Source organism: Stratiformator vulcanicus, from assembly GCF_007744515.1.
In the GTDB taxonomy this organism is placed as follows: Bacteria; Planctomycetota; Planctomycetia; order Planctomycetales; family Planctomycetaceae; genus Stratiformator; species Stratiformator vulcanicus.
Genome location: NZ_CP036268.1, coordinates 2704232 through 2727897, shown reverse-complemented (window position 1 = coordinate 2727897; position 23666 = coordinate 2704232). Strand labels below are relative to the sequence as shown.

The following is a 23666-nucleotide window of genomic DNA, read 5'->3' as shown; positions in this document are numbered from 1 at the left end:
TTTCGGTCAGCCGCAATAGTCGACCAGCCGCGCTACCTCGGTCCGAAGTTCCGGCCGGGGGACAATTCGATCGATAAATCCGTGCTCGAGCAGAAACTCGCTGGTCTGAAACCCGGGTGGCAATTGAACCTTCACGGTTGCCTGGACCACGCGAGGCCCCGCGAAACCGACGAGCGCTTTGGGCTCAGCGATAATAATGTCTCCGAGCGACGCAAAGCTCGCCGCAACGCCGCCCATAGTCGGGTTAGTCAAAATCGAAATGAATAACCCACCTGCCGCATGAAATCGCGCCAATGCCGCAGACACCTTGCCCATTTGCATTAGCGACAGAATGCCCTCATGCATTCTTGCGCCACCGCCGGAGCCGCTCAAGATGACCAGTGGCAGCCTCAACTCCGTCGCCTTCTCGATCGAACGGGTCAGCTTTTCGCCCACGACCGAACCCATGCTCCCCATGATGAAAGCAGAGTCGGTCATGGCAAAGATAACCGGTCGGCCGCGCATATAACCTTTCCCGGCGACACATGCCTCGGATAAACCAGTCTTCGCCTGCTCTTCGACCAGCCGGTCCGCATAAGGCCGCTTGTCAGAGAACTCGAGAGGATCGAGTGGCCGCAATTCCGTAAACCATTCCTCGAAGCTGTCTTCGTCGAATAGTTGACGGATTCGTTCGGCAGCGGAAACGTAAAAATGATGTCCGCATTCAGGGCACAGACCCGACTGTCGGTCAATCAGCTTGCGGAAAACAGTGGCCCCGCAGGCCGGACACTTGACCCACAGGCCTTCGGGGACGCCGCGTTTTTTCGGACGGTCGCTCTGACGATTCGGCGCACTCGCTGTTGCCGCCGAACTCGCACCATTGGGAACTGCTGCGTCGTTACTCATTTCGCATCATCCTCCGCCGGCATCATTTCCGCTAATCGATGCCCCTCAGTCGATCCGTCGAATCGGGATTCTTCGTGACCGCCGCCGCCATCTGAGTGCGGTTCACCGTTCGACGTCAGGACGGCTTGGCTCGCCACAGCGACCGCCGGCTCGGCAGGCCGTTTCGTCGAATGGCCATTCAAAAATAGTGGTTCAACCGGCGAGCCGGTACTGCTGCAAACAGGACCGCGAAATTCGATCTCTGTGCCGCAGGCCACACTGGCAATCAACGAGGCGAGCGGCTCGGCGGCGACGATGCCGATCCGACCACTCTTTTTCAGCGGCCGCTTGAGGACCTTGCGCACACGCTCCAGTGCGTCTCCGACGGGTTCACCCTGAGGCGGGCAGACGGCTTCGGGAGACTCCTGCCATTGGCGGATCAGCTTCGGGTATTTCTTTCGAATCTCTTCGAGCTTCAATCCCTGCCATAAGCCCTGATCGAGATTACGCAGCTCCTCCTTCGCCTTGACCGGCACGTCAAGTTCGTCACCAATCTCTTGGGCCGTGCTGAAGGCGGGTTCCCCGGGGTCGCACAGAATCATGTTCAGGTTCGCATCTCGCAGCGCTTCGACGCAGTCCATCACAGACGCTGATCCGTGATCGCTCAGCGGAAGATCGAGACGACCCTGAATCCGATTCTGATCATCAAAGTCAGTCGCGGGAGGGCGAATTAAAACTAAGTGTTGGCACATGGGGTCCGTCTCATGCTCGGCAGATCGGTCTCATTGACCGTCGGCTGCACTTGTTTCGGCGATGTCGGCTTGATGCGTCAACGCCTTGATCGCCGCACCGTAATCATCTGCATCGAAGATCGAACTGCCTGCCACAAAAAGCTCTGCTCCCGCCGAAGCGGCGCTGCTGATTGTCTCGGTCCCGATTCCGCCGTCGATCGAGATAATCAGGCGGTCGCCAGCCATCTGACGAAGTCGGCTGACTTTGGGCAGCACCTGCGGCATGAATTTCTGGCCTCCGAATCCCGGATTCACACTCATTACCAGAACGAGATCCGCCGCGTCGACAAACGGCTCTATTCGATCAAATGAAGTGGGCGGATTGATTGCCAGGCCAGCCGTAAGTCCTGCATCGCGAATCGCGGCCAAGTTGGCCGTTGGATCGGGTTCGGCTTCGATGTGAAAAGTGATCGCATCGCAACCCGCATCCGCATATTCCTTCCACCAGCGACTCGGCTCGGAAATCATCAGGTGGGCATCGAGTGGCAGGTCGGTCCGCTCACGAATCCGCTCGATCACCATTGGGCCGTAGGACAGATTCGGGACGAAATGTCCGTCCATCACGTCGAGATGCAGCACCTCCGCGCCGGCATCTTCGAGTCGACTGATCTCTTCGGCAAGATTGCCGAAATCACATTTCAGCATCGACGGCCCCATGACAGGGCGACCGGGCTTCAAGCGGCGAATTGTCTCGTTGCGTTCCATACAGCTCGGATCGATTCGGGAATCCCCGGCTTGACCTTCAAAGTGCGACAGAGGTATTGCAGGACCGATACGATTCTGATCCATCGGTCAATTGTCACCGATCGATCGTCATTCGTCTAGCCGATGTCGAATAGCCGACGTCAAACGCGACGACCCGTCACGCAATTATTACCGCAAGCCAACGTCTCAGCCTTCGCCGAAAATGAACTTCCCCGCCTCGATCGCTGATCGCGACGAAGCGGGGCACAGTTCATGTTCGTCACGAATCGCTACAGCGAGGCGAGTTTAGCGATCAGGTCGGCGGTTCGGTTCGAGTAGCCGAATTCGTTGTCGTACCAGCCCATGACCTTGACCATCCGCGATCCGATGCGGGTCGTCCATTCGCCGTCGAAGATGACGCTGTGCGGATTGCCCACGATGTCGCTCGAGACGATCGGGTCCTCGGTGTACTCCATGATGCCTTTGAGCGGCCCTTCAGCGGCCGACTTCATGGCGGCGTTAATCTCATCGACAGAGACGTCTTTCCCCAAAGTCGCGGTAAGGTCCGTGATGCTTCCCGCCGGTACCGGCACGCGAAGGGCCAGGCCGGTCAGCTTGCCTTTCACCGCCGGGTAAACCTTACCGACCGCTTTGGCCGCCCCGGTTGTCGTCGGGATGATGTTCAGTGCCGCGGCCCGGGCCCGGTGCGGGTCGCTGTGCAACAGGTCGAGCACCTGCTGGTCGTTGGTGTAAGCGTGGATGGTGGTCATCAGACCTTCTTCCAAACCGAAGTTTTCGTTGAGCACCTTCACCATCGGAGCCAGACAGTTGGTTGTGCAACTCGCGTTCGAGATGCACTTGTGATCTGCGGTCAGCTCCGAGTCATTCACGCCAGCCACGACGGTCAGATCGACTTCATCTTTCGCCGGGGCGGAAAGCACAACCTTGCGGGCGCCCGCTTTGAGGTGGCTATCGTAGCCCGGTTTGGCGTCGGTCGCCCGCGACGTGAAAATACCGGTTGATTCCAAAGCAACGTCGCATCCGAGCTCACCCCAAGGGAGTTCGGCGGGGTTACGCTCTGAATAAATTTTGATCGGCTCGTCATTGACGATCAGCGTGTCGCCTTCGACCGACACGGTGCCGGGGAATCGTCCCTGCACGCTGTCGTACTTCAGCAACATGCCCAATAACTTCGGATCGCCCAAATCATTGATACCAACGATCTCAAATTCGTCCGGACGCAGTGCCATGGCCCGAAAGGTGATACGACCGATTCGCCCGAATCCGTTGATGCCGACTTTTACCGCCACTGGAATCTCCCGTCCCCGTTGACCTGACTAAACCGGTAACGGGAAACAAACCCCGCACCGCAAGGCCCCGGAAGAATCGCCGGGGCAAGTGCGAGTCTAATGGCGTTCGGAGAGCGGAACAAGAATCGGGGGGTGAGGTCACCACGTATCCACAAATCCGAATTTACTGATGCTTTTCGGGCCGACGTCCTCTGACAGCATTGAGTATGACATCAGAAACCGGTCACTGACGCTTAAGTTGCGCCACCCGCAAAGTCGATGTAACCGTCAGAGTCATCTCCTCGCCGGTGGCATCGGCATCCATTGCGCGAGTATTTCGGCAAATTTACGCTCGGTGGACTGCTCGGATCACGGGCAAGAGCCGGCAGGATCAGGTCGTCGCATCATGGACGAGGAATTGCTGCAGGAATTCCTGGCAGAAAGTTGGGAAAATCTGGCCCGACTCGACCAGGAAATCGTCCGACTCGAACACGAGACCGGCAACGCTGAGCTTCTCGACAGCATTTTCCGGACAATTCACACGATCAAAGGCACCTGCGGATTCATCGGGCTGGTGAATCTCGGCACCGTCACGCATTCGACCGAGAACGTACTCGGCAAAATGCGGGAGCGGGAATTACCCGTGACGCGTGAGACGATCTCGCTCGTGCTCAAAGCCGTTGATGCCATCAAAGCTTTGCTTGAAGGCATCGAAGCGACCAATTCCGAGCCGCAGACCGATCACACTCGGCTACTCGCCCAACTTGACGCAATGGCCACGGGAACCGATCTCGAATCAGAGTCCGATGGCGATGAAGTCACCGTCGAATCGCCGATCGACTCCGTCTGCGCGGCCTCGCAAGCCGATCTGGAGGAATCCTCCGAGGCCGATGGCTCTCTGTCGTCCGACCAAAGGATTTCAGATTCGGTGTGGGACAGCCAATCTGCGGCTGCCGATCCGTCGTCAACCGAGACTGGGCGGCGAACTGCGGCCGATCTGTCGATTCGGGTGAATGTCGACGTCCTCGATGGTCTGATGGATCTCGTCGGTGAATTGGTTCTCACGCGCAATCAATTGTTGCAACTGGCTCGAGCCGACGAAGAGTCACAGTTTGGCAAGCCGATCACACATCTGAATCGCGTCACGTCCGACCTGCAGGAAGGGGTGATGAAAACCCGGATGCAGCCGATCGGGAACGCTTGGAGCCGACTGCCGCGACTTATTCGCGATCTGGAGCAAACCACCGGGAAGTCGCTTCGACTTCAAATGAGCGGGTCGGAGACGGAACTCGATCGAACGGTGCTTGATGCGATTAAAGACCCGCTGACGCACATGATCCGCAACTCGGCGGATCATGGCATCGAAACGCGGGAGGCCCGCCGCGCCGTCGGCAAACAGGAATGCGGAACGATTCGGCTCGAAGCTCATCACGAGGGCGGGCACGTCATCATCAGTATCGCCGACGACGGTGGCGGCATCGATCCGGAAAAGATTAAACGCAAGGCCGTCGATCGCGGCTTGATCACGTTCCCCGATGCAGAACGCCTGAGTGAGCAGGACGCTCTGCAATTTATCTTCCACGCCGGGTTTTCGACCGCCGAGAAAATTAGCTCGGTGTCGGGCCGTGGTGTCGGCATGGACGTCGTGCGGACTGCGATCGAAGAAATCGGCGGAACAATCGACCTCAACTCGATCGTCGGCGTCGGTACGACGATTCGCGTCAAAATCCCGCTGACGTTAGCGATTATTTCCGCATTAATTGTCGAGAGCGGTGGCGAATGCTTCGCCATCCCGCAGTTGGGAATCGTCGAACTCGTTCGCGTTTCCGCTGAAGACAGCAGTCGCATTGAGCAAATCAACGGCAAAAAAGTGTTGAGGCTCCGGGAGCATTTGCTCCCGCTGGTTCATCTCGGCGAGGTGCTCGATCTTGAAAGTCGTGAAACGAGCGACGACCAAACGTGTCTCAATATTGTCGTCGCGCAAATTGATGACATGAGGTTCGGGCTGACCGTCGACGAAGTCTTCGACACCGAAGAGATTGTGGTCAAACCGTTAGGGCGGTTGTTGCGTGAGCTTCCGTTTTATCAGGGCACGACGATTCTCGGCGACGGTCGAGTCATCATGATTCTCGACGTCGCCGGCATCGCGACCAGTAGCGGTGCGTTCGACGGTACCGTTGGAAAGCCGTTACCGACGCCCGATGAAAATCCCGATACAGCCGGCGTCATAACAACGCTGCTGCTATTCGATCCGGGGCATGGACGGACGATGGCAGTGCCTTTGGGACTGGTCGCGCGCATCGAAGAGTTTCCCGTCGATCGCGTTGAACAAACGGGTGAGGGGCCGGTCATTCAATATCGGGGCACGTTGCTCCCGCTGTTGCCGATGGATAACGGTTCCCACCCCGTTGTCGACAGTGCGACGCAACCAGTCATTGTTTTTACAGAAGGCGACTGCTCGATGGGCCTGATGGTCCGAGAAATCTTGGACATCCGCGAAGTGATGTTCTCGATTGAAAGACCGTCCCGCATCCCCGGCATTCTCGGAACATCAATCGTTGACGGCAAAGCGACCGAGATCATCGACGCGCAGCACTACGTCACCAGCGCGACACCGGAATGGTTCAATCGTAGCAGCTCGACCGATGTCGCCAGCATTGTGGTCGTCGACGACTCTCTATTCTTCAGGCAACTCGTGAAGACCTCGCTGGAGTCGGCCGGATTCGACGTCGCGGCCTTCGGCGGAGCGGCTGAAGCTCTTACTCACCTTGAGCGGAACCCGCGAGTCGATCTGGTCATTGCCGATATTGATATGCCGCAGACCGACGGGCTCGAATTTGCTCGACAGGTTCGCGAATACAAGCCGAACGACTCCGTGCCGATGATCGCTTTAAGCGGGCACGAAACCGAAAAGGTAAAACGAGCTGCACTCGACGCTGGCTATGACAGGTTCTTAAAGAAGTTCGACTCGCGGGAAGTCGCCGCGGCGATTCGAGAGCTCTATACCGCTCCGATTCTCGCTAAGGCGGAAGCACATTGATCATGGACGATCCTCAGAGCACGCATCAAAACAAAAACGCGACCGGCGATCCACTGCCGGTCCGCCAATACGTTTCATTCCGCGTGGCCGGCCAACTCTTCGGGATTCCGGTCGAGTCCGTTCAGGAAGTGCTCAACCCGCAGCAGATTTCGCGAACGCCAAAATCTCGATCCGAGATTTCCGGCCTGTTAAATTTGCGTGGTCAGATCGTAACGGCGGTCGACCTGCGTCGGCGACTCGGACTGGCCGCTGATCCTGCCGTCAGCCCGATGAACGTCGTTTGTCGGTTCGATGAAGAATCTTTCAGTTTCTTGGTCGACGAGGTCGGAGACGTCATCGATCTGCCCGCAAGTTCTCTTGAGCCCGTTCCGGGCACGGTCGACACACTTTGGAAATCGCTCTCGCGCGGAATCTACCAACTCGATCATGAACTCTTCTTGGTCCTCGATCTGGACGCCGTAATGAGCTTCGAAAACGAATATCGGAAGTCTGCCTGAGGGCGTTCGCCCTCGCATTACACTTCCAGTGACATCCGTTCCACATCATTCGCCGAGATAATCCTGTGCCTGCCACCTTTACCGTCTTGAGAAAATCACTTGATGAACTCGTCGCCCAGGTCGGCGAGGTCGCACGTCATTTTCGGGCACGCGTCGTGGATGAAGTGCCCGAGTTAACGCCTGTGCTCGACGCAATCAGCGACGCCGCATTAAGCGACGGTTTGTCTCAGTTTCTCACAGTTCTTGGTCGTCAAGAAGATAATGCAACTTCGGTTGAACGCTTTTTAGAAAGCCTTTGCAGCCGGGTTAATGGCGTGATGCTTGACCGCGGACAAGTTAATGCTCTGAAGGCTGCTTTGACCGACGCGGTCACGGCCATTCAAACCAACTCATGGGATGAGAGGACCGCACGTGATTGGGCAGAAGCGCTCGACTCCGCGGAAGACATCCTTCTCGGCACGATCTTGGTAGCTTCAGCCACATCCGATGAAGCTGCAAATATCGAAACTTCCGCTGAACGCATTTTAGTCGACGACGCCAATTCTCAAACGTCCGGTGTTGAAATCTCAAGCAACAAACCAGAGCAAGCCAAGCCGACGGCATTTGATATCGAAGAGCACTCAGACGGCGCGGTTTTGGATGCCGAATCACGCGTTGCCATCCCGGACGAAATAAATTCCCTCGACGATAAGGATATGAGCGAAATGTCAACCGAACACATCCTCGCGGAGATCGAACGTGTCAATTCCCCGGCTCCGTCGAATCAGGCGAGCCTCGACATGTCGGCTTTCGAAGCGCAGCTTCGAGAACACCATCAACACCTCGGCTTAATCACTTCTATTTTAGATGCCCTCAGCACAGCGACCGACGAGCGGACCATCTATGAGGTTGGACTGCGAGAGATTTGCGGCTCCCTTGGATTTCGCTGCGGCGGATTTTGGAAAGCTGATGTGAGTTCAGAGCAATTGACTCTCGTAGTCGAAGCAGGTGACGTTCCGATCGACCTGTCAGAGGTAAATCAATCCGCCGTTTACGCGAGCGGCATCGGGTTGGTCGGCCGGGCCGCTCAGCAACGCGAGATGGTGCTCGCGCCGGAATTTAGTCAAGTCGAAACATCAAATCGCGCGGCTGTCGCCGTTCGTGCCGGTATCGTAACCGGCGTCGCCGTCCCATTAATGCGGGGCGACGATTGCGACGGCGTGCTCGAATTTCTGCTCGATCATTCGACGGCCTTGGGCGACAGCCGAAAACAGACCTTGGCAATCGCCGCACAGCTTATTCGATCGCAGTGCGATCGCATTCAATCACTCCGCGCCGTCAGTGAACAGGCAGAGAACGCCGACTGTTTCGAACGGGACGTTAAGAGCGTAATCCAAATCGTCAGCTCAGCGTCGACGGAGCTCCAAGCCAGTAGCCAATCGCTCGCCGCTTCTGCCGAATTGACGAACCGCCAGTCGCACGTCGTCGCAACTGCCAGTGAGCAGGCGACGAAGAACGTTGAGACCGTCGCTTCCGCGGCTGAAGAGCTAAATGCGTCGATACACGAAATCGCCCGACACGTCGAAGATGCCGCTCACATGACGACCACTGCGGTTGAGGAGGCGGAACAAACGAATTCGACGATCCGACAGCTCGGAAAAGCGAGTAGCGAAATCGGACAGGTCATTCGCGTGATCACCTCGATTGCGCAACAGACGAACCTCTTGGCATTAAACGCCACGATTGAAGCCGCTCGCGCTGGGGAAGCCGGCAAAGGATTTGCGGTCGTTGCCAATGAAGTGAAAGAGCTGGCTCGGCAGACTGCGAAAGCGACCGAGGAAATCAGCGACAAGATCGGGGCCATTCAGTCGTCGACAGACATCGCCGTCACTGCGATCGAGTCGATCGGTTCACGAATCGGAAAAATTAATGAGATTTCGACGACGATTGCCTCGGCCGTCCAAGAACAGTCGGCCGCGACTCAGGAAATCTCCCGTAACGTGGCCGAAGCGGCGGGCGGAACCGCAGAAGTGACGAAAAGCATTTGCGAAGTCGCGAACGCCGCAGATGACAGCGGTCGCGGTGCGGCCGATATTCAGGCCGCCTCGGAGAATCTGTCGACGGAGTCGGCTCGACTCGAACAGATTGCCCAGGATTTCCTTGACAAGCTACGGTCGGCTTGAACCGGTTATAACGGTCAAGACAGTTCGCGCACCCTTAACGCCGCGGACACCTTTGACGTCGTGTTGTCACAACGCGACGGAAACGGTGTCCGCGGCGTTACTGTTTTGCCACGGCTCTTGCCTCAGTGACATAGTTTTCCGAACGCGAGTCTCTCACCTTTGCTGATGCCGACATGGAATAACTCAGATATCGCGACGAAAGCTCGGCGAAACTTTGAATTTCGATCGAGACAACAGCCCCCGAATCAATGTGCGGTTCAGCCCTCCACCGCTCTGACATCATGAAGCATCCTCCCGTACGCGTATTATTAGTCGACGATTCCGCCGTTGTTCGCGGATTAATCTCCCGAGTTCTATCGGCGGAGCAAGAGATCGACGTCGTCGGAGCCGTCATGAATGGCGCTGACGCCCTTGCCTGGTTGGGTCGTCACAAGGCGGATGTGGTTGTCCTTGACGTCGAAATGCCCGTCATGGATGGCTTGACGGCCCTTCAGCATATCCAGGCTCGTTATCCTAAGCTCACCGTCATCATGGCCAGCAGCCTGACGCAGCGCGGCGCCGAGACGACGGTCCGGGCCCTTCGAATGGGCGCGGCCGGGTGCGTCGCGAAACCCGTTGCGGGACGCACTTCGGATGGCATTAACCGTCTCGCGGCCGAATTGACGGAGCTCGTCATTGCTCTCGGTCAGCCATCCCAACGTAAAGCCGATCTTTCGAAGAGAGCAAATTCTTTTCTTAGTCCGGCGAAATTACGGCCAGTCGTTGCCGAGTCTTCGCGCGACGTGACGCCGCAGGCCATCGTGATCGGTGCCAGCACCGGAGGACCTCGCGCTCTGGCTCATCTCCTGCAGTCGATGTCGCGGGACATTACCCAGCCTATCTTTATCGTCCAGCATATGCCGGCGATGTTTACACCGATGCTTGCTGAACACCTCGGTCGTGATGCTGATCGGCCTTCTTTTGAAGCGACCGATGGAATGGTTGTCCAATCCGGTACAATCTATGTCGCACCGGGTGGTTTCCATCTTAAATTAGTTCGCTCTTCGGAAAATTCCGTTCAATGCTGCTTAACTGAAGACCCGCAAGAGCACTACTGCCGACCCTCGGTCAACCCGTTGTTCCGATCAGCGGCACAGGTCTATAAAGATGCAATACTCGGCATCATGCTGACCGGCATGGGTCAAGACGGCATCGAAGGGGCCGCCGCAATTCGCAAGATCGGCGGCAAAATGATCGCACAGGACGAAGCCACCAGCACCGTGTGGGGAATGCCCGGGGCTGTCGCGAAAGCCGGGCTCGCCAATTCCGTTTTGCCGCTCGCAGAAATTCCCGCCGCCATTTCGGAAATTGTCGAACCCAAGGCCGTGCTGCGATGAATCCAGACGACTATCGACTGCTTGCCGATTTCTTAAGACAATCGTCGGGCCTGATTCTAGGTGAGGGACGAGAATACCTCGTATCATCTCGGCTGAACCCGCTCGTCCGCCGATTTGAACTGATCGATGTCGGATGTATTGTGAAGCGACTCGCGGCAGGTGATAACGCCATTGGCAACGCCGTCATCGACGCGATGACGACGAATGAGACATTATTCTTTCGAGACAAGACCCCCTTTGAGGAATTACATCGCGTACTCCTGCCGGAACTGGTTGAGTCTCGACGCGCTGCGAGGAAACTTCGCATCTGGTGCGCTGCCGGCGCGACCGGACAGGAGCCCTACTCGATCGCGATGCTGCTGAGCGAATACTTTCCCGAATTCAGGGCGTGGGATATCGAAATCATCGCGACCGACATTGCCGCCGAGCCGATCGCCAGAGCAAAAAAAGGCCTCTACAGTCAATTTGAAGTCCAACGGGGACTTCCAGTCGAGTTCCGCAATAAGTACTTTACTCATTCCGAAGCGGGATGGCAGTTGATCCCCGCAATTTGCAATGCCGTGACGTGGCGGCAGCTCAATCTCTTGAAACCATTCGATTTCCTGGGGCGATTCGACATTATTTTCTGTCGAAACGTATTGATCTATTTTGACAGCGAAACGAAGCGGAGCGTACTGAATCAAATTTGCAGCCAAATGTCATCCGATGCGTACCTATACCTCGGGGCGGCCGAAACGGCACTTGGTGTCTGCGACGATCTGGAACGTCGCCGCGACTGTCGCTCGGCCCTCTACACGCTCGCGGGAGCGACTTCTGGAGCGGAAAGTAACGTCACTCGGCCACAACTTGCATGACCGTGACTCTTTGCCGGCAAATAAATTGTCATGAAGATTCAATTTTTTGAAGATAGCGCCGTCCGCGGGCTGCATCCGCTGATACTTTTGCGTCCGGCTTTTGATTTGATGTGTGGAGCGGCTACGCTGCGATCCCGATTGACGACTCCTCAGAAGCCGTTTGGCGCGAAGATTCGTCCTGAGCTTCAGGAGTCTTTCTTCGTCGAGGGTCTTGGGCAGAGCTGGGGCGGTCAAGAATATTGGGACAATGGGCCTACGACTTACGTTAATGCCCGCTGGATTCCCGATGCTCCCGCTGACGCTGAGATGGATGAAAACTCAGCGCTCTATATCGACGACATTCCGGTCTGTTTCAAAATCGATTCGCCGAAATTAATATTCAATGATTTTGAAAACATCGCCGACGCCGTCATCCCTTTAGCACGCAAGTGCAAGCGAATGGATGCGAGCGGCGTACTTCTTGAGTATCCGTGGGATATCATCGATCGCAACGCCCGGCAAATTGAACTCGATTTTGAGCATGGCGTCGGCCAATCGGATAAGCTTATGTCGCTTGGTTCAACTCGCAATTTCGAGGTCATCGGATCGCTCGATCAGCTACGTCTCGCCGCGACAGCTCAAATTAATCCGTACGTCGTGTTCGATACGACCGATGGCCCAATCACGGTTGCCGACGGTGCGGTCATCGATTCATTTACGAAAATCGAGGGACCCGCGTATATCGGTCGTGAAGCGAGACTGTACCGGGCGTTAATTCATGGCGGTACGACCATCGGTCCGGTCTGTCGGGTCGGCGGTGAAATCGAAGCCGCGGTCTTCCACGGCTACGCCAACAAATATCACGAAGGTTTCTTCGGTCACGGCTATGTCTGTCCGTGGGTGAATCTCGGAGCGCTGACAACGAACAGCGACCTCCGTAACGACTACGGCAACGTCCGCGTTCCGCTTGAAGGACACTCAATTGATTCCGGCCAGAAAAAGGTCGGGACATTTATCGCCGATCATTCGAAGACCGCGCTCTGCAGCCTATTTAATACGGGAACCTCTGTCGGCGCCATGAGCTTGGTGGTGCCCGGAGCAGGTCTTCTTCCGAAGCACATCCCGTCGTTCAGCCGGGTTTGGAACGGCAAGGTCGATGACGGCCTCGACCTTGATGCTGCCATCGAAACGGCGAGAATCGCCATGAGTCGAAGGGGTGTCGAACTGCTTCCCGCATCTGAAGAATTACTTCGTACTGTGCATGAACAGACGAGACCAGAACGGCAGCGGGCAATCGATCGCGCAAGCCGGTAAGTAAATCAGCTTAAGACGTCACCCGTGCGATCGATGAGGCGGCTGCCGAAAAGATCCGAGGTCTATATCTGACGCGACCGGGACCAAGATACGCTTTCGCTTGAAATTGCAGTGCAATTGCGTGAACCTTCGCGGCGACCACTTCTTTCTCGCGAGTTTCGCTCATGTCAACGTTCGACGAAGACCGCTCCCCGGACGAATCGTTTTCAGCCACGCCCGAAGCCGAACCTTCCGCGGAATCATTTGATTCGACCCTTGATGCCGAGCAGCATTCGACCGGCAAACAGCCCGGCTTGTTCGTCATCGCCTCGGGCGTCGTGACGGCTCTGGCATCGCTTGCGTTGCTCTATTATTTGGAGCACATCAAAGGTTGGACCGTCATCGGCTATTATTGGAACTTCGTGATTCCAATCGGAGCGATCGGCGTCGGCTTGTGTGCCGGTTCGGGTTACGGCATCGGGTCTTGGCTGACCGGCGCACGCATCGGTCGGACTTTGTTAATTACCGTGCTGGTTCTGCAAATTCTGTCTTACTTCGCAGCGCAGTACATCGAATACCTGATGGTTTTAGAGCAAATTCCCGAAGAATTTCGCCACGAGCATTCGTTCTTCACCTACTTTGATTCAGTAACCCGTGCGTTCGCCTTCCAGCAGGAAGGAGGAGGCCCCGGTCAGGCATTCGGTGCGTGGGGCTACGGAATGCGTTTCCTCGAGGCAGCCGGGTTTGCGTTGGGCGGCCTGATTGTTCCCGGAATTCTCGCGACCAACCCTTACTGCACAACGTGCAATCGTTATATGTCGACCAAATCCCAATACGCGGTTCTGCCGGCCGGAGTCGAACCACGAAAAATTAAGAAACGTGATAAGGAAGCACTGGCCGCCTATGAAGCCGAACAGGCCGCAGCACTCGCCGAGGGGATGAAGCTGGCCGAGAAGGTAGGCGAAGCGATCAGTGCTGACGACCCCGCGGGTGTCGCACAAATTCTTAATGAGCAGCAACCGCAGAAATCAAAAAATGAAAAGCAGTTGCGTCGCATCCATCTAAATCTTCAACACTGCTCGGTCTGCGCGGGTGGGAAATTCGTCGCACAATTGGTCGAGGGCCACGGCAAAGAGCAAAAGGTAGGGGCGATTGCCGAGTGGGATTTGCCGGAAGGCTTTGTTACGCAGATTGAATCAACGACGACCTGAGCTGACTGTGAGGTGCGCACCATCTCGAAGGTCACCTCAAGATGCTGCCGCCTGCAACCTTGATCGTTATAAGTCCAATAGAGCGACTATTTCATCCGCTTGTCGCCATCAAACTTCTTTGGAGTTTTCGAGTTGAATAGCAGAGCAAAGAATTGAGAAGCTTTCCAGAAAAGATAGAGCTACTTTCCCGACTGCTCACGGCAGTTAGTTATTTCGCCGTCGTCGTTGGCGTCGGCGTAATGTTCACAGCGGCACTCTATTGCATTGATGAAGGCCCGGGGCCTTTCACAACACATCATCAACGAGTATGGGCGACGCGGACTTTCTTCGGTGGAGCTGCTATCGCGATTACGTTTCCTCTGTTGGCGTCAGTTTCGGCGATCACATTGAGGATATTGCGACTTCCTGAAGGAACCATTTCGGAACACGCGCGCCGCGAGGAGACTTAGTCCAGCGAAGAACGGACGAACGACCTATAGGTCTTGCTAGTGAGAGGGCGCGGATCCCGCCGGGGGAACGGATCGTTTCCCGACGAAGCCTTCCCGCACACGATGTGATACGGTTCCCGACGGGATCCGCGCCCTCTCATTACGGCGTCGCTCGCATGACCGACAAGCGATGTCCAGAGCGAAGCGAAAACGTTCATTCGCTTCGCTCTTCTTGCTTTGCTCAGAGCCGCTTCAGGCTACTCGGGAACTTTCTCCTCGGCGATCAAATCGCCGAAGGTCTTGCCTTCGATCGAACTTTCTTTGGGCTCCGCACCAACGAAGGCTTTCTGCAATTGCTCTTCGTTCTTGACTCGCTCCGCACCGAGGGTTTCTTCGAACGCCTGGCCGTAGTGGTTGCGAATTTTCTTATTGGAGTCGTGGCAGACAAAGCACTTTTTCGTGCTCAGTTGCGGCTCGACTTTCGGGTACTGCTCCGCGAAGGCCTTGAGGTAATTGGGCCGAGCGTCGGCGGTGCTACCCAGACAGAACATCACGGTCAGAACGATCCCGGCAACGGCTAGCAGAAACGGTTCGAAAGATTTCGTACGCGGAGACATCGTGAGTACCTCGGAAGGAGTAGCGGTGGGAAAGGGGAAGAGAGTCCCCGAGGAGTTAGCACCCCGCGCGCCGTTTCCCGACTCTCGCCCCGAAGATTCAGCGTAAGTCACTGACTGAAATCGTCTTACCGCGGAGGAAATTGCGATCCCTTCGCCTGCGGAGGATGTGCCGGAATTTGCAGAAAGCGGTCAAATCGACAACGGCCGTTGTGAAAATGACTATGCAAACAGGGAACCGCAGCACTTAGTAGCGTTCGGAGATATCTCAACAAAGCAGCTCTCCGGCTGCCGCCGAACGATGATCATGTCTGATCGATTTGCAGCAGAAATTGGCCGAATTGATCATCAACAACGGTCACGTCTAATTCGCTCAATCGTGGTGGGGCACCATCGGGATCAGCAAAGTCGGGGATTCTGGTCAGCAACTGACCGACGGCATCATTGAACGAGGCGGCATGAACCTCGCTGCCGGGGTCGCCCTCGAAAGCGGCGACGTAACCGACACCATAGTGAACCGGACGGACTCTCAATTGCACGCTCATGGCGACTGGTCCGCTTCAGGAGTCGATGTCTGCGAAACGTTGATCGCCACAGCCAGCAGAGCCTCCAACTGCGGAATCGAGCGGCGCAAAGGATCAGGCCCGGCGTCGGTCGGCCCACGAAGTATTAGTGATTCGGGGTCACGCTTCTCCAAGCGAGCGATAGCTCCCCGGAGGTCGGTGATGGCCTCCGAATACAGTTTCGCTTCCACGCCCGCTGCACCGCGTCCGCCAAGATTGACAGCGACATCGGACTCTCGCGTAATTGCCGTCGAAAAGTCGCGAATCGCTCGCTTCGGCTCTCCCAGAGCGAGATAGGCTTCTCCCCGCCAACCGTAGGCACTGTTGAGGCGCGGGTTGGCCGCGAGCGCCCGATCGAGCAATTCGATGGCTCGATCATATCTCTCGTTTCGAAGCTGCGTGAGTGCGTTTACTAAATTAGCTTGCGCGTAATTCCGCTGCTGGGGCGTCACGCCGATCGATGCGATTGCTGAGAACAGAATCACGATCGTGACCACGGCCGGAAGAAATGCGATCACGAAGACCTTGCCCGAAATGCGGAGCCCCGGTGCTTCATCAAGTGGTTCTGCGAGATCGGGAGACGTGCGGGCGGTCGACATATCAGGCTCTGTTCTAACGACTCAGTACACTTTCATTTTGACTTCCGTCGGCCTCGCGTCCAGCCTCAGAATGCGAAGAGGCTTCGTCCGGTGCCGCCGGACCGTGCCCACGATGCGGAGTATCATTACGGGACCCACGGTCTTTTCTTCTGGATCGCCGGGCCGCGCGACGTTCGTTACGCAGTTGGACACGCAACTGTTGTTTGCGTTGCGAGGCAATTAGGCGGGCGTCTGCCGCTGAAAATCCCATGCTTTCGGCCAAATGCGCTAGCAGCCGAGATTCGCCTCGGCTGATGATGCCGTCAGACAGGGCGAGATCGACCAGTATTTCGAGGATCGCCCTCCCCTCCTGTCGATCGGTGTGGCGGTTGAAATGACTTTGTTCGCCATCTTGCTTTGCTCGGACGGCCTCATTCGACAGAGCCTGCATTTTCTCCCGAGAAAGCCCGTGCTTTTTCCCCAGTGCGACCAGTGCTTTTCGTTCGGTTGAAGACAATTCGTCGTCCGCCATCACGATTTGCGTCGCCAAGGAGAACATCGCCGCTGGGTCGACGATCGGTAGTGCCAGACTGTCGGCTGATTTTTGAAGCTGCCTGACCTGTCGAAAAGAATCGGTGGCGGTGTAAGGCTCGATCCCGGCCAAAATCCAGCCGTGTTGCCCATCGTTAAGCACCGCACCGCAGAATCCGCATTGTGCGGCGTGGCCGAGTTCCAGCGGAGCGCCGCAATCGGAACAATCGGCGGAAGAAAAAACCTGCCACTCGGACGAGGCGACGCCGACCGACCGCTCAAGAACGAAGACTTCCGTTCGAATCACCTGCGATCGAAGCAACTCCGCATTCTGCCCGTCCTTGACGGCAAAACGTTGACCCGACCAGCGAATCATGACACGAATTTGATCGGTCCGTCCGCGTTCTTTCGACTCATTTTCTCCAGACGTTACAGCGATTACTTCAACGGCTCCGACAGCCGGATTACTCCAACGAGATGGCTGCGCCCGGTAGGTCCGCTCAAGCTTGTCAGCGAAATCCGTATCGACCACGGGACGAATGTAGTCGAAGTCTCCGAAGTACTCCGCCGATCGCAGCCGCCAGAACATGACTGAGGCGCGATCTTCGACGTGCTGCAAACAGAAACCGGGATCGCGACGGTGAATCTCCTCGAGGCCCTCGTAAGCCGGTGTGGGCGGCGGAACGATCCACTCACTTTCCTGCGTGATTTCCGCCAGCACCCAGTCATGTTCTCCCGAATTCACAACCGATCGGCAGGCGGGACACCGCCCACGGTCGATGATCGTCAAACCGCTACCGCAGTTTGGACAGTTTCCTTCGATCGCCCCGGGACGTTCCAACGACTTCACGCCGCGGCGACGATGATAGGACCAATATTCGACAAACCGCTCGGGCGACGACGATCCGCGGATTCGGCGGCCCGAAGAAATGGAGAGGGTTTGGTCCACGGCCGATGCTTCAATCCGAACATGCAGCGTGTCAAACTGCTCGTCGCAAAAGGCGGCTGCGATCTCTGTCGAATACACTGACACGTTCGACATTTCATTCCGCTCGCCGTCCGCTTTTTGCATGTCGATTTGAAGTTGGAACCGCTCGGCAATTCCATCGCTGATGAAAGCCCTTACCGGCGCGAGATCCTGTCGTGACCAGGCGTCCTGAATCTTGCAGAAAGCGGAATCAAGGCGCCCGGCGAGTTCGTTCCAGTCGAACTCAGGGTCGCGAGATTTGATGTCGGTCAGGGCGCGCTCCCGCAAGCGGTTTTCCTGTAAACGTCGTCCAGAGCGGAACTGCCGAAGGGTCTTCGCCCGCTCACCAAAGACGGGCACTCCGATAAAGATTGCGATAATGATCAGGACGAGCGGGTACCCGATGACCGGGTAATGAATGCAAAGCCAGATCAGCCCGGCGATCAGTTCACCACCCCCGCCTCCACCGCCACTTCCCCCTCCTCCGCTAAAGCCGCCGCCCCCGCCTCCACCGCCAAAGCTGCCCCCACCTCCGGCCCTCGCGAATGCTTCTGCGGCGAACCCGAGGCTGCAGAGAATGGCGAAGAGCTTCGCGAGGGCGCGTCTCATGATAAACCTCTGCAGAACGATAGATGTTCGGGACGGCCAGATAAGGAACGTGTCAGTATTTGGGTCCGACGCGTTCGCGATAGCTCGAACCCGATTTGTACCACTTCTTTGATCGACCTGCGGTTTCTTTGATCGACCTGCGGTTCAGCGGATACAACCAATTTGAATGGCCGCATCACAAAATTGAGACCCCTGACGGTGACGGCCTCGCTGGCGCGTCGGGCTATCTAAAACAATAAATCGCCTTATTGCTCTGAATCTTCAACGCATCGGAGCGCGATCGGTGCGCTGGAACCAAATTCAATGTTGAACTTTTGTAGCGAATCGCGTTTGCTCTTCATGAGTTTGATCTCTTTAAAGGGGCGCGGATGCGATTGAATATTGCGACGATCCGAAGGTTCTCTGTGGCAGCCTTCGCACTGGCTTGCACGATGGCGTGTCCCGCGTTCGGTCAACCGCCGCAGGGTGGCTTCGGCGGATTCGGGGGCATCGGAGGTCTCGGCGGGGGCTTCGGCTCTCAAACCGCTCTGCCGAAGCCGCACGTATCGATCAAGGAATCGGGTAACAAACGCGTCATCGTTTCCAACGGACTGCCTGATCACGCCACGGGGCAATTTCCCAATCGCGGCAATCCGAACCGTATTTCCGCTCAGAATCATCGCTTCGATGTGCCGCTGAAGCCGCGGAATACTCGGCGTTTGACCTCTTCCCGTGGAGCATCGTTTGGAGTGGCACTGAATGGTGTGCCTTTCGATCCGTTTGCCGCTGAGTTTTGGCGTCGTGATCGACGATCGGGTTGGTCGTACGAACCGCTGGGCCCCGGTATTAATCTCGGTACCGATCAGAGCAATGCGCATGTCCAGCCGGGTGGGGTTTATCACTATCACGGCCTGCCGAAAGCCTACGTCGAAAAGCTCATCAATTCCTCTCCTGATAAGGCGAAGATGGTGCAGATCGGCTGGGCGGCCGACGGCTTCCCGATCTACAACAACTTCGGCCTGAAGGACTCAAACGACCTCGAAGGCGGGTTTCGCGAAATGAAGTCGAGCTACGTTCTCAAGCGGGGAGTGAGGCCCTCGGGCCCGAGAGGCCGCTACGACGGGACGTTCGTTGAAGATTGGGAATACGATCAGGAGGCCGGCGACCTCGACGAGGCCAACGGTCGGTTCAGTCCAACCCCGGACTTCCCCGACGGTATCTTTCACTATTACGTGACGACGGAGTTTCCGTTTATCCCTCGCTATTGGCGTGGTGAAGCTGACCAGAGCTTTCGCAAAGGTCCGCCCGGTGGCGGACCGGGTGGCGGACGGGGCCCCGGACCGCCCGGCCGTCGGCCTCCTCCATTCGGCGGCCCGCCGCCCCGTGGTGGTGGCGGCTTCGGCGGCTTCGGCGGAGCGGGAGGTCAACAGTAGCTTGAAGCGATCGCATTTTGGTCTGACTGACGAGGCCTCGAATTGACTCTGCTCTATCGAGAGAAAAATTCTGATCCAGCTGATCGAATCGAGGAAGAACTCCGCGAGTTGGCCCTGCGGTTTGAAGTGCGAATCGCAGGGCGCGATACGCTGCCGGAGGGACTACGCGAAATCGAGCGGTTGCCGATACTGCTCGACGAAGGGGAGACGTTCTCAACGCCTCAGCAGATTCGATCTCGACTCGACCACCTCGCGGCATTGATGGCGGACTGGAATCGAAAACATCAGTCCGACAGTTGCTACGTTGATGAGAACGGCGAAGTCTGCTGACGCGAAGCTATCTTTCTTGACCCGTGGCAATACCGCTGCCAGCACCTGCTTCGAGTAGTGCCGTCATCAACGCGGTACTTTCGCAGTATGACTCGAATTGGCAGATGCGGTCACCGCGAAATCGAAACAACTGGACGAAGTCGACTTCGTAAGGCCGACCCGTCTTGCGAATCTTCCCTGTTTCATGGGCGTGCAGGCTGACCAATGTCGGCTGCACGATCGCGATCCGGATTTGGGGACGTTGGTCGTCAAGCCATGAGTAATTACTCACCACCTTTTTCAGGACCGCCTCGCGTCCGATGACCGTTCCGGTAAACGGGTGTTCGGCAGGGCCATACCAAGCGTACTCGATGTCGTCGGTCAGAAACTTTTGAAACCGGTCGAGGTCACCCGCAATGATGGCGCGGTACATCTTCTGCATGATCGCGACATTCGCCCGTTCTCTCTCTGCAACATCTCCGTCGGCACCGGAAAACTCGGCCTTGGCAGAGATGTCTTTGACGAAACGGTTAAGAATCGGCGTGAGCGGGATTGGGTCCATCGCAATAAGAGCTTGAGATGCCGCATTGGGGGGAACCGAAGTCTACCCAATTTTAGGAACGGTCAAAGCCTTTCGCCGTGAGAATTCGAACAAATTCCGTTTGACCGACGCCACTCCGATCGAGAGTCCGACCGGCAGCAGTGCTGACAACAGATGAGGCGAAGCGTCCTCGATCTTCCCATCAGCGTACTCTCAGACCCGAAGCATTATCCCACCGTTTCCGGATCGTTCGTCACGTCGATCGCATCGGTTTCTTCGGCTGGCTTGGCGAAACTGTCTTTTCCGACCCGGCCGAGCTCTTCCACGACCTGCTCAAAACCGGAGACGGCCGATTCTTCGGTATGCCGAAATCGGTCGAGCCATTCACGACCGCTGTCTTCGGCGACGTTTTGCGATCGCAGATACGACTCGATTCCCTTTCCGTGGTGGTAGTAGTTGGAGAGCGTGTAGCGGGCGACGAACGCACCGCAGTCGGCACAACGGACGAAGACCCGTTGTGGTTTCGTCGGCTCTCGAACGATCAGATTCTGAAGACTCCGACTACCACACTGCTGGCACTGCTGACGATGAACGTCCATGGTGGTCTCCGTCGGTTCGATATCTGCGACGATTGATTGCGCCCGATCAGCTTAACACGACGTTCATCAAATTCGCCATCAAGAACTCGATGCAATTGAGGCTTCCGTCAGCGGATGCCCATGATGCCCCACCACCAATACCCCGCGGTATAAGCCGTCGCGATACCCACGAACGTGACGATCGTGCCGGGGATGAGCAGGTCTTTCACCGACAATTCGCCCGAGCTGAAGGCCATCGCGTTCGGCGGAGTTGAAATCGGCAGCGCCATCGCGAGCGAACAGGAGAACGCGATTCCCACGAGAATCGGATCGAGTGCGTCGACCTGCTCCAACCCCAGCGCGATCGGCATGATCAAGTTCGCCGTCGCTGTATTACTCATGATGCAAGACATCACCACCGCGACGGTGCCGAAGACGACCATAATGACGTAAGGAGTTGCGCCGCCGATCGGGAGTCGAGTCACGATCCAATCGGCCAGGCCGCTGGCGGCGACGCACTCACCAAGGCACAGACCGCCGCCCATTAAGAAGAGAACGTCCCACGGTAGCGTTCGAAACAGCTTGGACGAAATCGTCCTCGTCCCGAAGAACAGCAATAGTGGAACGAGTCCGACGGTTCCGGAAGCGACCCCCGTCAGTCCTCCAGTCATCCACCCGAGCGCAGTGACGACCGACCCGGCCAACACCACCCAGGCACCAGGTGTCATTTCAAAATAATCGTCGCTGCGGTTCCTCGCCGGTTCGAGTTCCTTCGAGCCGCGATAAAAGATCAGCAGCAGTAGCCACGCGAATCCGAGCAACACGATGACGCCCGGCACACCGATCGCCATCCACTCGAGAAAGCTTGGTGCGACACCGGCATCGCGCATGTATTTCATGCCGATCGCGTTGGGGGGCGATCCGATCGGTGTTCCCAGCCCCCCAATGTTTGCCGCGAAAGGGATCGACAGCACAATTGCCTTACGAGAGGCATCTCCCGCCGGAAGGCTGCCGACGATCGGCAGCACAAGTGCCAGCATCATCGCCGCCGTCGCCGTGTTACTGAGCCACATCGACAGAAACGCCGTCACGCCCATGACGCCGATCATCAGCCGCGGAACGGAACGGCCGGTCTGCTTCAAGATGAGGCCGGCGAGTTGCTCGTCGAGGCGATATTCATGCAACGCCGCAGAGATCACGAATCCGCCGAGAAACAGCAGAATGATATTCGAAAAGAAAGGGCTCAGAAAATCAGCATTCGTGACCGCGGTGAGTCCGAAGGTCGGCTGAAGGAGGACAGCTGCATTAATTTCCGGGGCAAGCCACACCAGCGACATGAAGAGGACCGAAAAGCTCGTGACGAACAGCGGCACGGCTTCGCTGATCCACAGTGTGGCTGCGATGATCAGGATCGAAAGGGCGACCTGCGCCGGACCCGGAATGCCAAATAGTCCGAATGCTCCGCTACTACCGAGCAAGAGAACGAGAACGCACCACAGCCCGATCAACAGGCGTTGGGAACTGGATTTCATGGAACGGTGTGTTAATTTCGAAAGCTGCGCGGGCGAGCACTGTCTGGGCAGCGAAGAAGCAGCGTGGAGTTGCTAGCATACACGAATTCAACACATACTTCTTCTGTGGAACGGGTCGTCCGGGACCGCCGAAGCCGCACGGCATCTCCGCGATAGATATGCCGAGCGGGAGGACATCCGATTTGTCGAATCGAAAGATCCGGATGAAATTTCCGTCAAGATTCGTGAGGAAGTCGACGGCGGTCTGGAGACTTTGATCGTCGCCGGCGGGGATGGGACGGTCTCACTCGCCGCATCGTGCCTGGCCGGCTCCGACACCGCGCTCGGCATCATTCCGACCGGAAGCGGAAATGACTTCGCGCGGAATCTTGGTCTCCCCCTCGATGCTGATCAAGCGGCCGACGTTGTCGAGTCGGGTCAACCGAAGCCGATCGATCTCGGCGTGATCGAAGTGCGCGAAGAACGACGTTTGTTTGCGAACATGGCAACGGCCGGCAATACGGGCATGTATCTGGACGAGTTAGATAGCGATACCAAAGCCCGCTGGGGGCCATTCTGCTACATGCGAGGCGTCGTCGACCTCCTGCGCGACCTCAAGCCATTTCAATTGACGATTGAATGGGACGAGGGCGAACCGATCAGCGGCGATTTTCTCAACGTTTTTGTCGCGAATGGTCAGGGCAGCGGCGGCGGAATGACTGTGTCGCCGGACGCAAAAATGGACGATGGCCTGTTCGATGTCGTTCTCGTTCGCGACGGCATGCCCGGCGAGATCGCGGGACTGACCGCCGAATATCTGATGCAAACCTTTATGGAGCACGAACTAATCGAATTTCGCCGCTGTCGATCGCTGTCAATCGAGTCCGACCCGTCGATGTCGATCACTGCAGACGGAGAACTGGTCGGCGAAGCCCCCGCCCGCTTCGAGGTCCTGCCCGGAGCGCTGCGCGTCATCTCGCCCTAG

Annotated in this window: 21 protein-coding genes; 10 read left to right on the top strand and 11 right to left on the bottom strand. The window is 57.0% G+C overall.

Annotated elements, in window-relative coordinates; translation table 11 throughout:
- Positions 1–6: 6 nt before the first annotated feature.
- The 4 genes from accD to gap form a co-directional block, all read right to left on the bottom strand.
- Positions 7–885, bottom strand: coding sequence for an acetyl-CoA carboxylase, carboxyltransferase subunit beta (gene accD, locus Pan189_RS10720; RefSeq protein ID WP_145363915.1), 879 nt, complete (start codon positions 883–885; stop codon positions 7–9).
- Entirely contained in the window at positions 882–1616 is a 735-nt protein-coding gene (locus tag Pan189_RS10715) for a histidine phosphatase family protein (protein ID WP_145363914.1), read from the bottom strand. The genes accD and Pan189_RS10715 overlap by 4 nt, the downstream gene beginning before the upstream one ends.
- A 30-nt stretch (positions 1617–1646) precedes the next feature.
- On the bottom strand, positions 1647–2360 hold the full coding sequence (gene rpe / locus Pan189_RS10710; RefSeq protein ID WP_145363913.1) for a ribulose-phosphate 3-epimerase: 714 nt from the start codon (positions 2358–2360) through the stop codon (positions 1647–1649).
- 269 nt (positions 2361–2629) lie between these two features.
- Complete coding sequence (gap, locus tag Pan189_RS10705; protein ID WP_145363912.1) at positions 2630–3649, bottom strand: type I glyceraldehyde-3-phosphate dehydrogenase; 1020 nt, start codon at positions 3647–3649, stop codon at positions 2630–2632.
- A gap of 385 nt (positions 3650–4034) precedes the next feature.
- Between gap and Pan189_RS10700 the strand changes: the two genes are divergently transcribed.
- The 7 genes from Pan189_RS10700 (at position 4035) to Pan189_RS10670 (ending at position 14040) form a co-directional block, all read left to right on the top strand.
- Positions 4035–6668 (top strand): hybrid sensor histidine kinase/response regulator, encoded by a 2634-nt coding sequence (locus Pan189_RS10700; RefSeq protein WP_145363911.1) that lies wholly within the window; start codon positions 4035–4037, stop codon positions 6666–6668.
- A gap of 2 nt (positions 6669–6670) precedes the next feature.
- On the top strand, positions 6671–7165 hold the full coding sequence (locus tag Pan189_RS10695; RefSeq protein ID WP_145363910.1) for a chemotaxis protein CheW: 495 nt from the start codon (positions 6671–6673) through the stop codon (positions 7163–7165).
- A gap of 65 nt (positions 7166–7230) precedes the next feature.
- A complete protein-coding gene (locus Pan189_RS10690; protein WP_145363909.1) occupies positions 7231–9327 on the top strand; it encodes a methyl-accepting chemotaxis protein in 2097 nt (698 codons plus the stop codon).
- A 281-nt stretch (positions 9328–9608) separates the two neighbouring features.
- Positions 9609–10703 carry a protein-glutamate methylesterase/protein-glutamine glutaminase gene (locus Pan189_RS10685; RefSeq protein ID WP_145363908.1) on the top strand — a complete coding sequence of 365 codons (1095 nt, stop codon included), beginning with the start codon at positions 9609–9611 and terminating at the stop codon, positions 10701–10703.
- Positions 10700–11557 carry a CheR family methyltransferase gene (locus tag Pan189_RS10680; protein WP_145363907.1) on the top strand — a complete coding sequence of 286 codons (858 nt, stop codon included), beginning with the start codon at positions 10700–10702 and terminating at the stop codon, positions 11555–11557. Before Pan189_RS10685 ends, Pan189_RS10680 begins: the two co-directional genes overlap by 4 nt.
- 30 nt (positions 11558–11587) lie before the next feature.
- On the top strand, positions 11588–12850 hold the full coding sequence (locus Pan189_RS10675; protein ID WP_145363906.1) for a putative sugar nucleotidyl transferase: 1263 nt from the start codon (positions 11588–11590) through the stop codon (positions 12848–12850).
- Positions 12851–13014: 164 nt separating this feature from the next.
- Positions 13015–14040: a hypothetical protein gene (locus tag Pan189_RS10670; RefSeq protein WP_145363905.1), complete on the top strand. Its 1026-nt coding sequence runs from the start codon at positions 13015–13017 to the stop codon at positions 14038–14040.
- Between the two features lie 685 nt (positions 14041–14725).
- Here Pan189_RS10670 and Pan189_RS10665 read toward each other — a convergent pair.
- The 4 genes from Pan189_RS10665 to Pan189_RS10650 all read right to left on the bottom strand — a co-directional run bounded on the left by Pan189_RS10665 (position 14726) and on the right by Pan189_RS10650 (position 18330).
- Positions 14726–15085 (bottom strand): hypothetical protein, encoded by a 360-nt coding sequence (locus Pan189_RS10665; RefSeq protein ID WP_145363904.1) that lies wholly within the window; start codon positions 15083–15085, stop codon positions 14726–14728.
- Positions 15086–15387: 302 nt separating this feature from the next.
- On the bottom strand, positions 15388–15627 hold the full coding sequence (locus tag Pan189_RS10660) for a hypothetical protein (protein ID WP_145363903.1): 240 nt from the start codon (positions 15625–15627) through the stop codon (positions 15388–15390).
- Positions 15624–16244, bottom strand: a complete 621-nt coding sequence (locus tag Pan189_RS10655; RefSeq protein WP_145363902.1) for a tetratricopeptide repeat protein — start codon at positions 16242–16244, stop codon at positions 15624–15626. Before Pan189_RS10655 ends, Pan189_RS10660 begins: the two co-directional genes overlap by 4 nt.
- 13 nt (positions 16245–16257) lie before the next feature.
- Positions 16258–18330 (bottom strand): TIM44-like domain-containing protein, encoded by a 2073-nt coding sequence (locus Pan189_RS10650; protein ID WP_145363901.1) that lies wholly within the window; start codon positions 18328–18330, stop codon positions 16258–16260.
- 368 nt (positions 18331–18698) lie between these two features.
- Here Pan189_RS10650 and Pan189_RS10645 point away from each other — a divergent pair, with 368 nt between their 5' ends.
- Together Pan189_RS10645 and Pan189_RS10640 are read left to right on the top strand one after the other, a co-directional pair.
- On the top strand, positions 18699–19742 hold the full coding sequence (locus tag Pan189_RS10645; protein ID WP_145363900.1) for a YHYH protein: 1044 nt from the start codon (positions 18699–18701) through the stop codon (positions 19740–19742).
- 42 nt (positions 19743–19784) lie between these two features.
- Positions 19785–20072, top strand: a complete 288-nt coding sequence (locus tag Pan189_RS10640; protein ID WP_145363899.1) for a YbjN domain-containing protein — start codon at positions 19785–19787, stop codon at positions 20070–20072.
- A gap of 7 nt (positions 20073–20079) precedes the next feature.
- On the opposite strand, the gene Pan189_RS10635 is transcribed toward Pan189_RS10640, so the two are convergent.
- The 3 genes from Pan189_RS10635 to Pan189_RS10625 form a co-directional block, all read right to left on the bottom strand.
- Entirely contained in the window at positions 20080–20613 is a 534-nt protein-coding gene (locus tag Pan189_RS10635) for a nuclear transport factor 2 family protein (RefSeq protein WP_145363898.1), read from the bottom strand.
- A gap of 206 nt (positions 20614–20819) precedes the next feature.
- The gene (locus Pan189_RS10630) at positions 20820–21191 is read right to left on the bottom strand and encodes a hypothetical protein (RefSeq protein ID WP_145363897.1); all 372 of its coding nucleotides are present in this window, start codon (positions 21189–21191) and stop codon (positions 20820–20822) included.
- Positions 21192–21298: 107 nt separating this feature from the next.
- Positions 21299–22702: an SLC13 family permease gene (locus tag Pan189_RS10625; RefSeq protein ID WP_145363896.1), complete on the bottom strand. Its 1404-nt coding sequence runs from the start codon at positions 22700–22702 to the stop codon at positions 21299–21301.
- An 85-nt stretch (positions 22703–22787) separates the two neighbouring features.
- Between Pan189_RS10625 and Pan189_RS10620 the strand changes: the two genes are divergently transcribed.
- Positions 22788–23666: a diacylglycerol/lipid kinase family protein gene (locus tag Pan189_RS10620; RefSeq protein ID WP_145363895.1), complete on the top strand. Its 879-nt coding sequence runs from the start codon at positions 22788–22790 to the stop codon at positions 23664–23666.

Excerpts from the sequence above, each read along its gene's own strand:
- Pan189_RS10650 (WP_145363901.1), bottom strand. The coding sequence starts at position 18,330 with ATGAGACGCGCCCTCGCGAAGCTCTTCGCCATTCTCTGCAGCCTCGGG.
- Pan189_RS10645 (WP_145363900.1), top strand. The coding sequence starts at position 18,699 with ATGCGATTGAATATTGCGACGATCCGAAGGTTCTCTGTGGCAGCCTTC.
- Pan189_RS10675 (WP_145363906.1), top strand. The coding sequence starts at position 11,588 with ATGAAGATTCAATTTTTTGAAGATAGCGCCGTCCGCGGGCTGCATCCG.
- Pan189_RS10660 (WP_145363903.1), bottom strand. The coding sequence starts at position 15,627 with ATGAGCGTGCAATTGAGAGTCCGTCCGGTTCACTATGGTGTCGGTTAC.
- Pan189_RS10695 (WP_145363910.1), top strand. The coding sequence starts at position 6,671 with ATGGACGATCCTCAGAGCACGCATCAAAACAAAAACGCGACCGGCGAT.
- Pan189_RS10655 (WP_145363902.1), bottom strand. The coding sequence starts at position 16,244 with ATGTCGACCGCCCGCACGTCTCCCGATCTCGCAGAACCACTTGATGAA.
- rpe (WP_145363913.1), bottom strand. The coding sequence starts at position 2,360 with ATGGAACGCAACGAGACAATTCGCCGCTTGAAGCCCGGTCGCCCTGTC.
- Pan189_RS10635 (WP_145363898.1), bottom strand. The coding sequence starts at position 20,613 with ATGGACCCAATCCCGCTCACGCCGATTCTTAACCGTTTCGTCAAAGAC.
- Pan189_RS10630 (WP_145363897.1), bottom strand. The coding sequence starts at position 21,191 with ATGGACGTTCATCGTCAGCAGTGCCAGCAGTGTGGTAGTCGGAGTCTT.
- Pan189_RS10700 (WP_145363911.1), top strand. The coding sequence starts at position 4,035 with ATGGACGAGGAATTGCTGCAGGAATTCCTGGCAGAAAGTTGGGAAAAT.
- Pan189_RS10665 (WP_145363904.1), bottom strand. The coding sequence starts at position 15,085 with ATGTCTCCGCGTACGAAATCTTTCGAACCGTTTCTGCTAGCCGTTGCC.
- Pan189_RS10625 (WP_145363896.1), bottom strand. The coding sequence starts at position 22,702 with ATGAAATCCAGTTCCCAACGCCTGTTGATCGGGCTGTGGTGCGTTCTC.
- Pan189_RS10685 (WP_145363908.1), top strand. The coding sequence starts at position 9,609 with ATGAAGCATCCTCCCGTACGCGTATTATTAGTCGACGATTCCGCCGTT.
- Pan189_RS10715 (WP_145363914.1), bottom strand. The coding sequence starts at position 1,616 with ATGTGCCAACACTTAGTTTTAATTCGCCCTCCCGCGACTGACTTTGAT.
- Pan189_RS10670 (WP_145363905.1), top strand. The coding sequence starts at position 13,015 with ATGTCAACGTTCGACGAAGACCGCTCCCCGGACGAATCGTTTTCAGCC.
- accD (WP_145363915.1), bottom strand. The coding sequence starts at position 885 with ATGAGTAACGACGCAGCAGTTCCCAATGGTGCGAGTTCGGCGGCAACA.
- Pan189_RS10680 (WP_145363907.1), top strand. The coding sequence starts at position 10,700 with ATGAATCCAGACGACTATCGACTGCTTGCCGATTTCTTAAGACAATCG.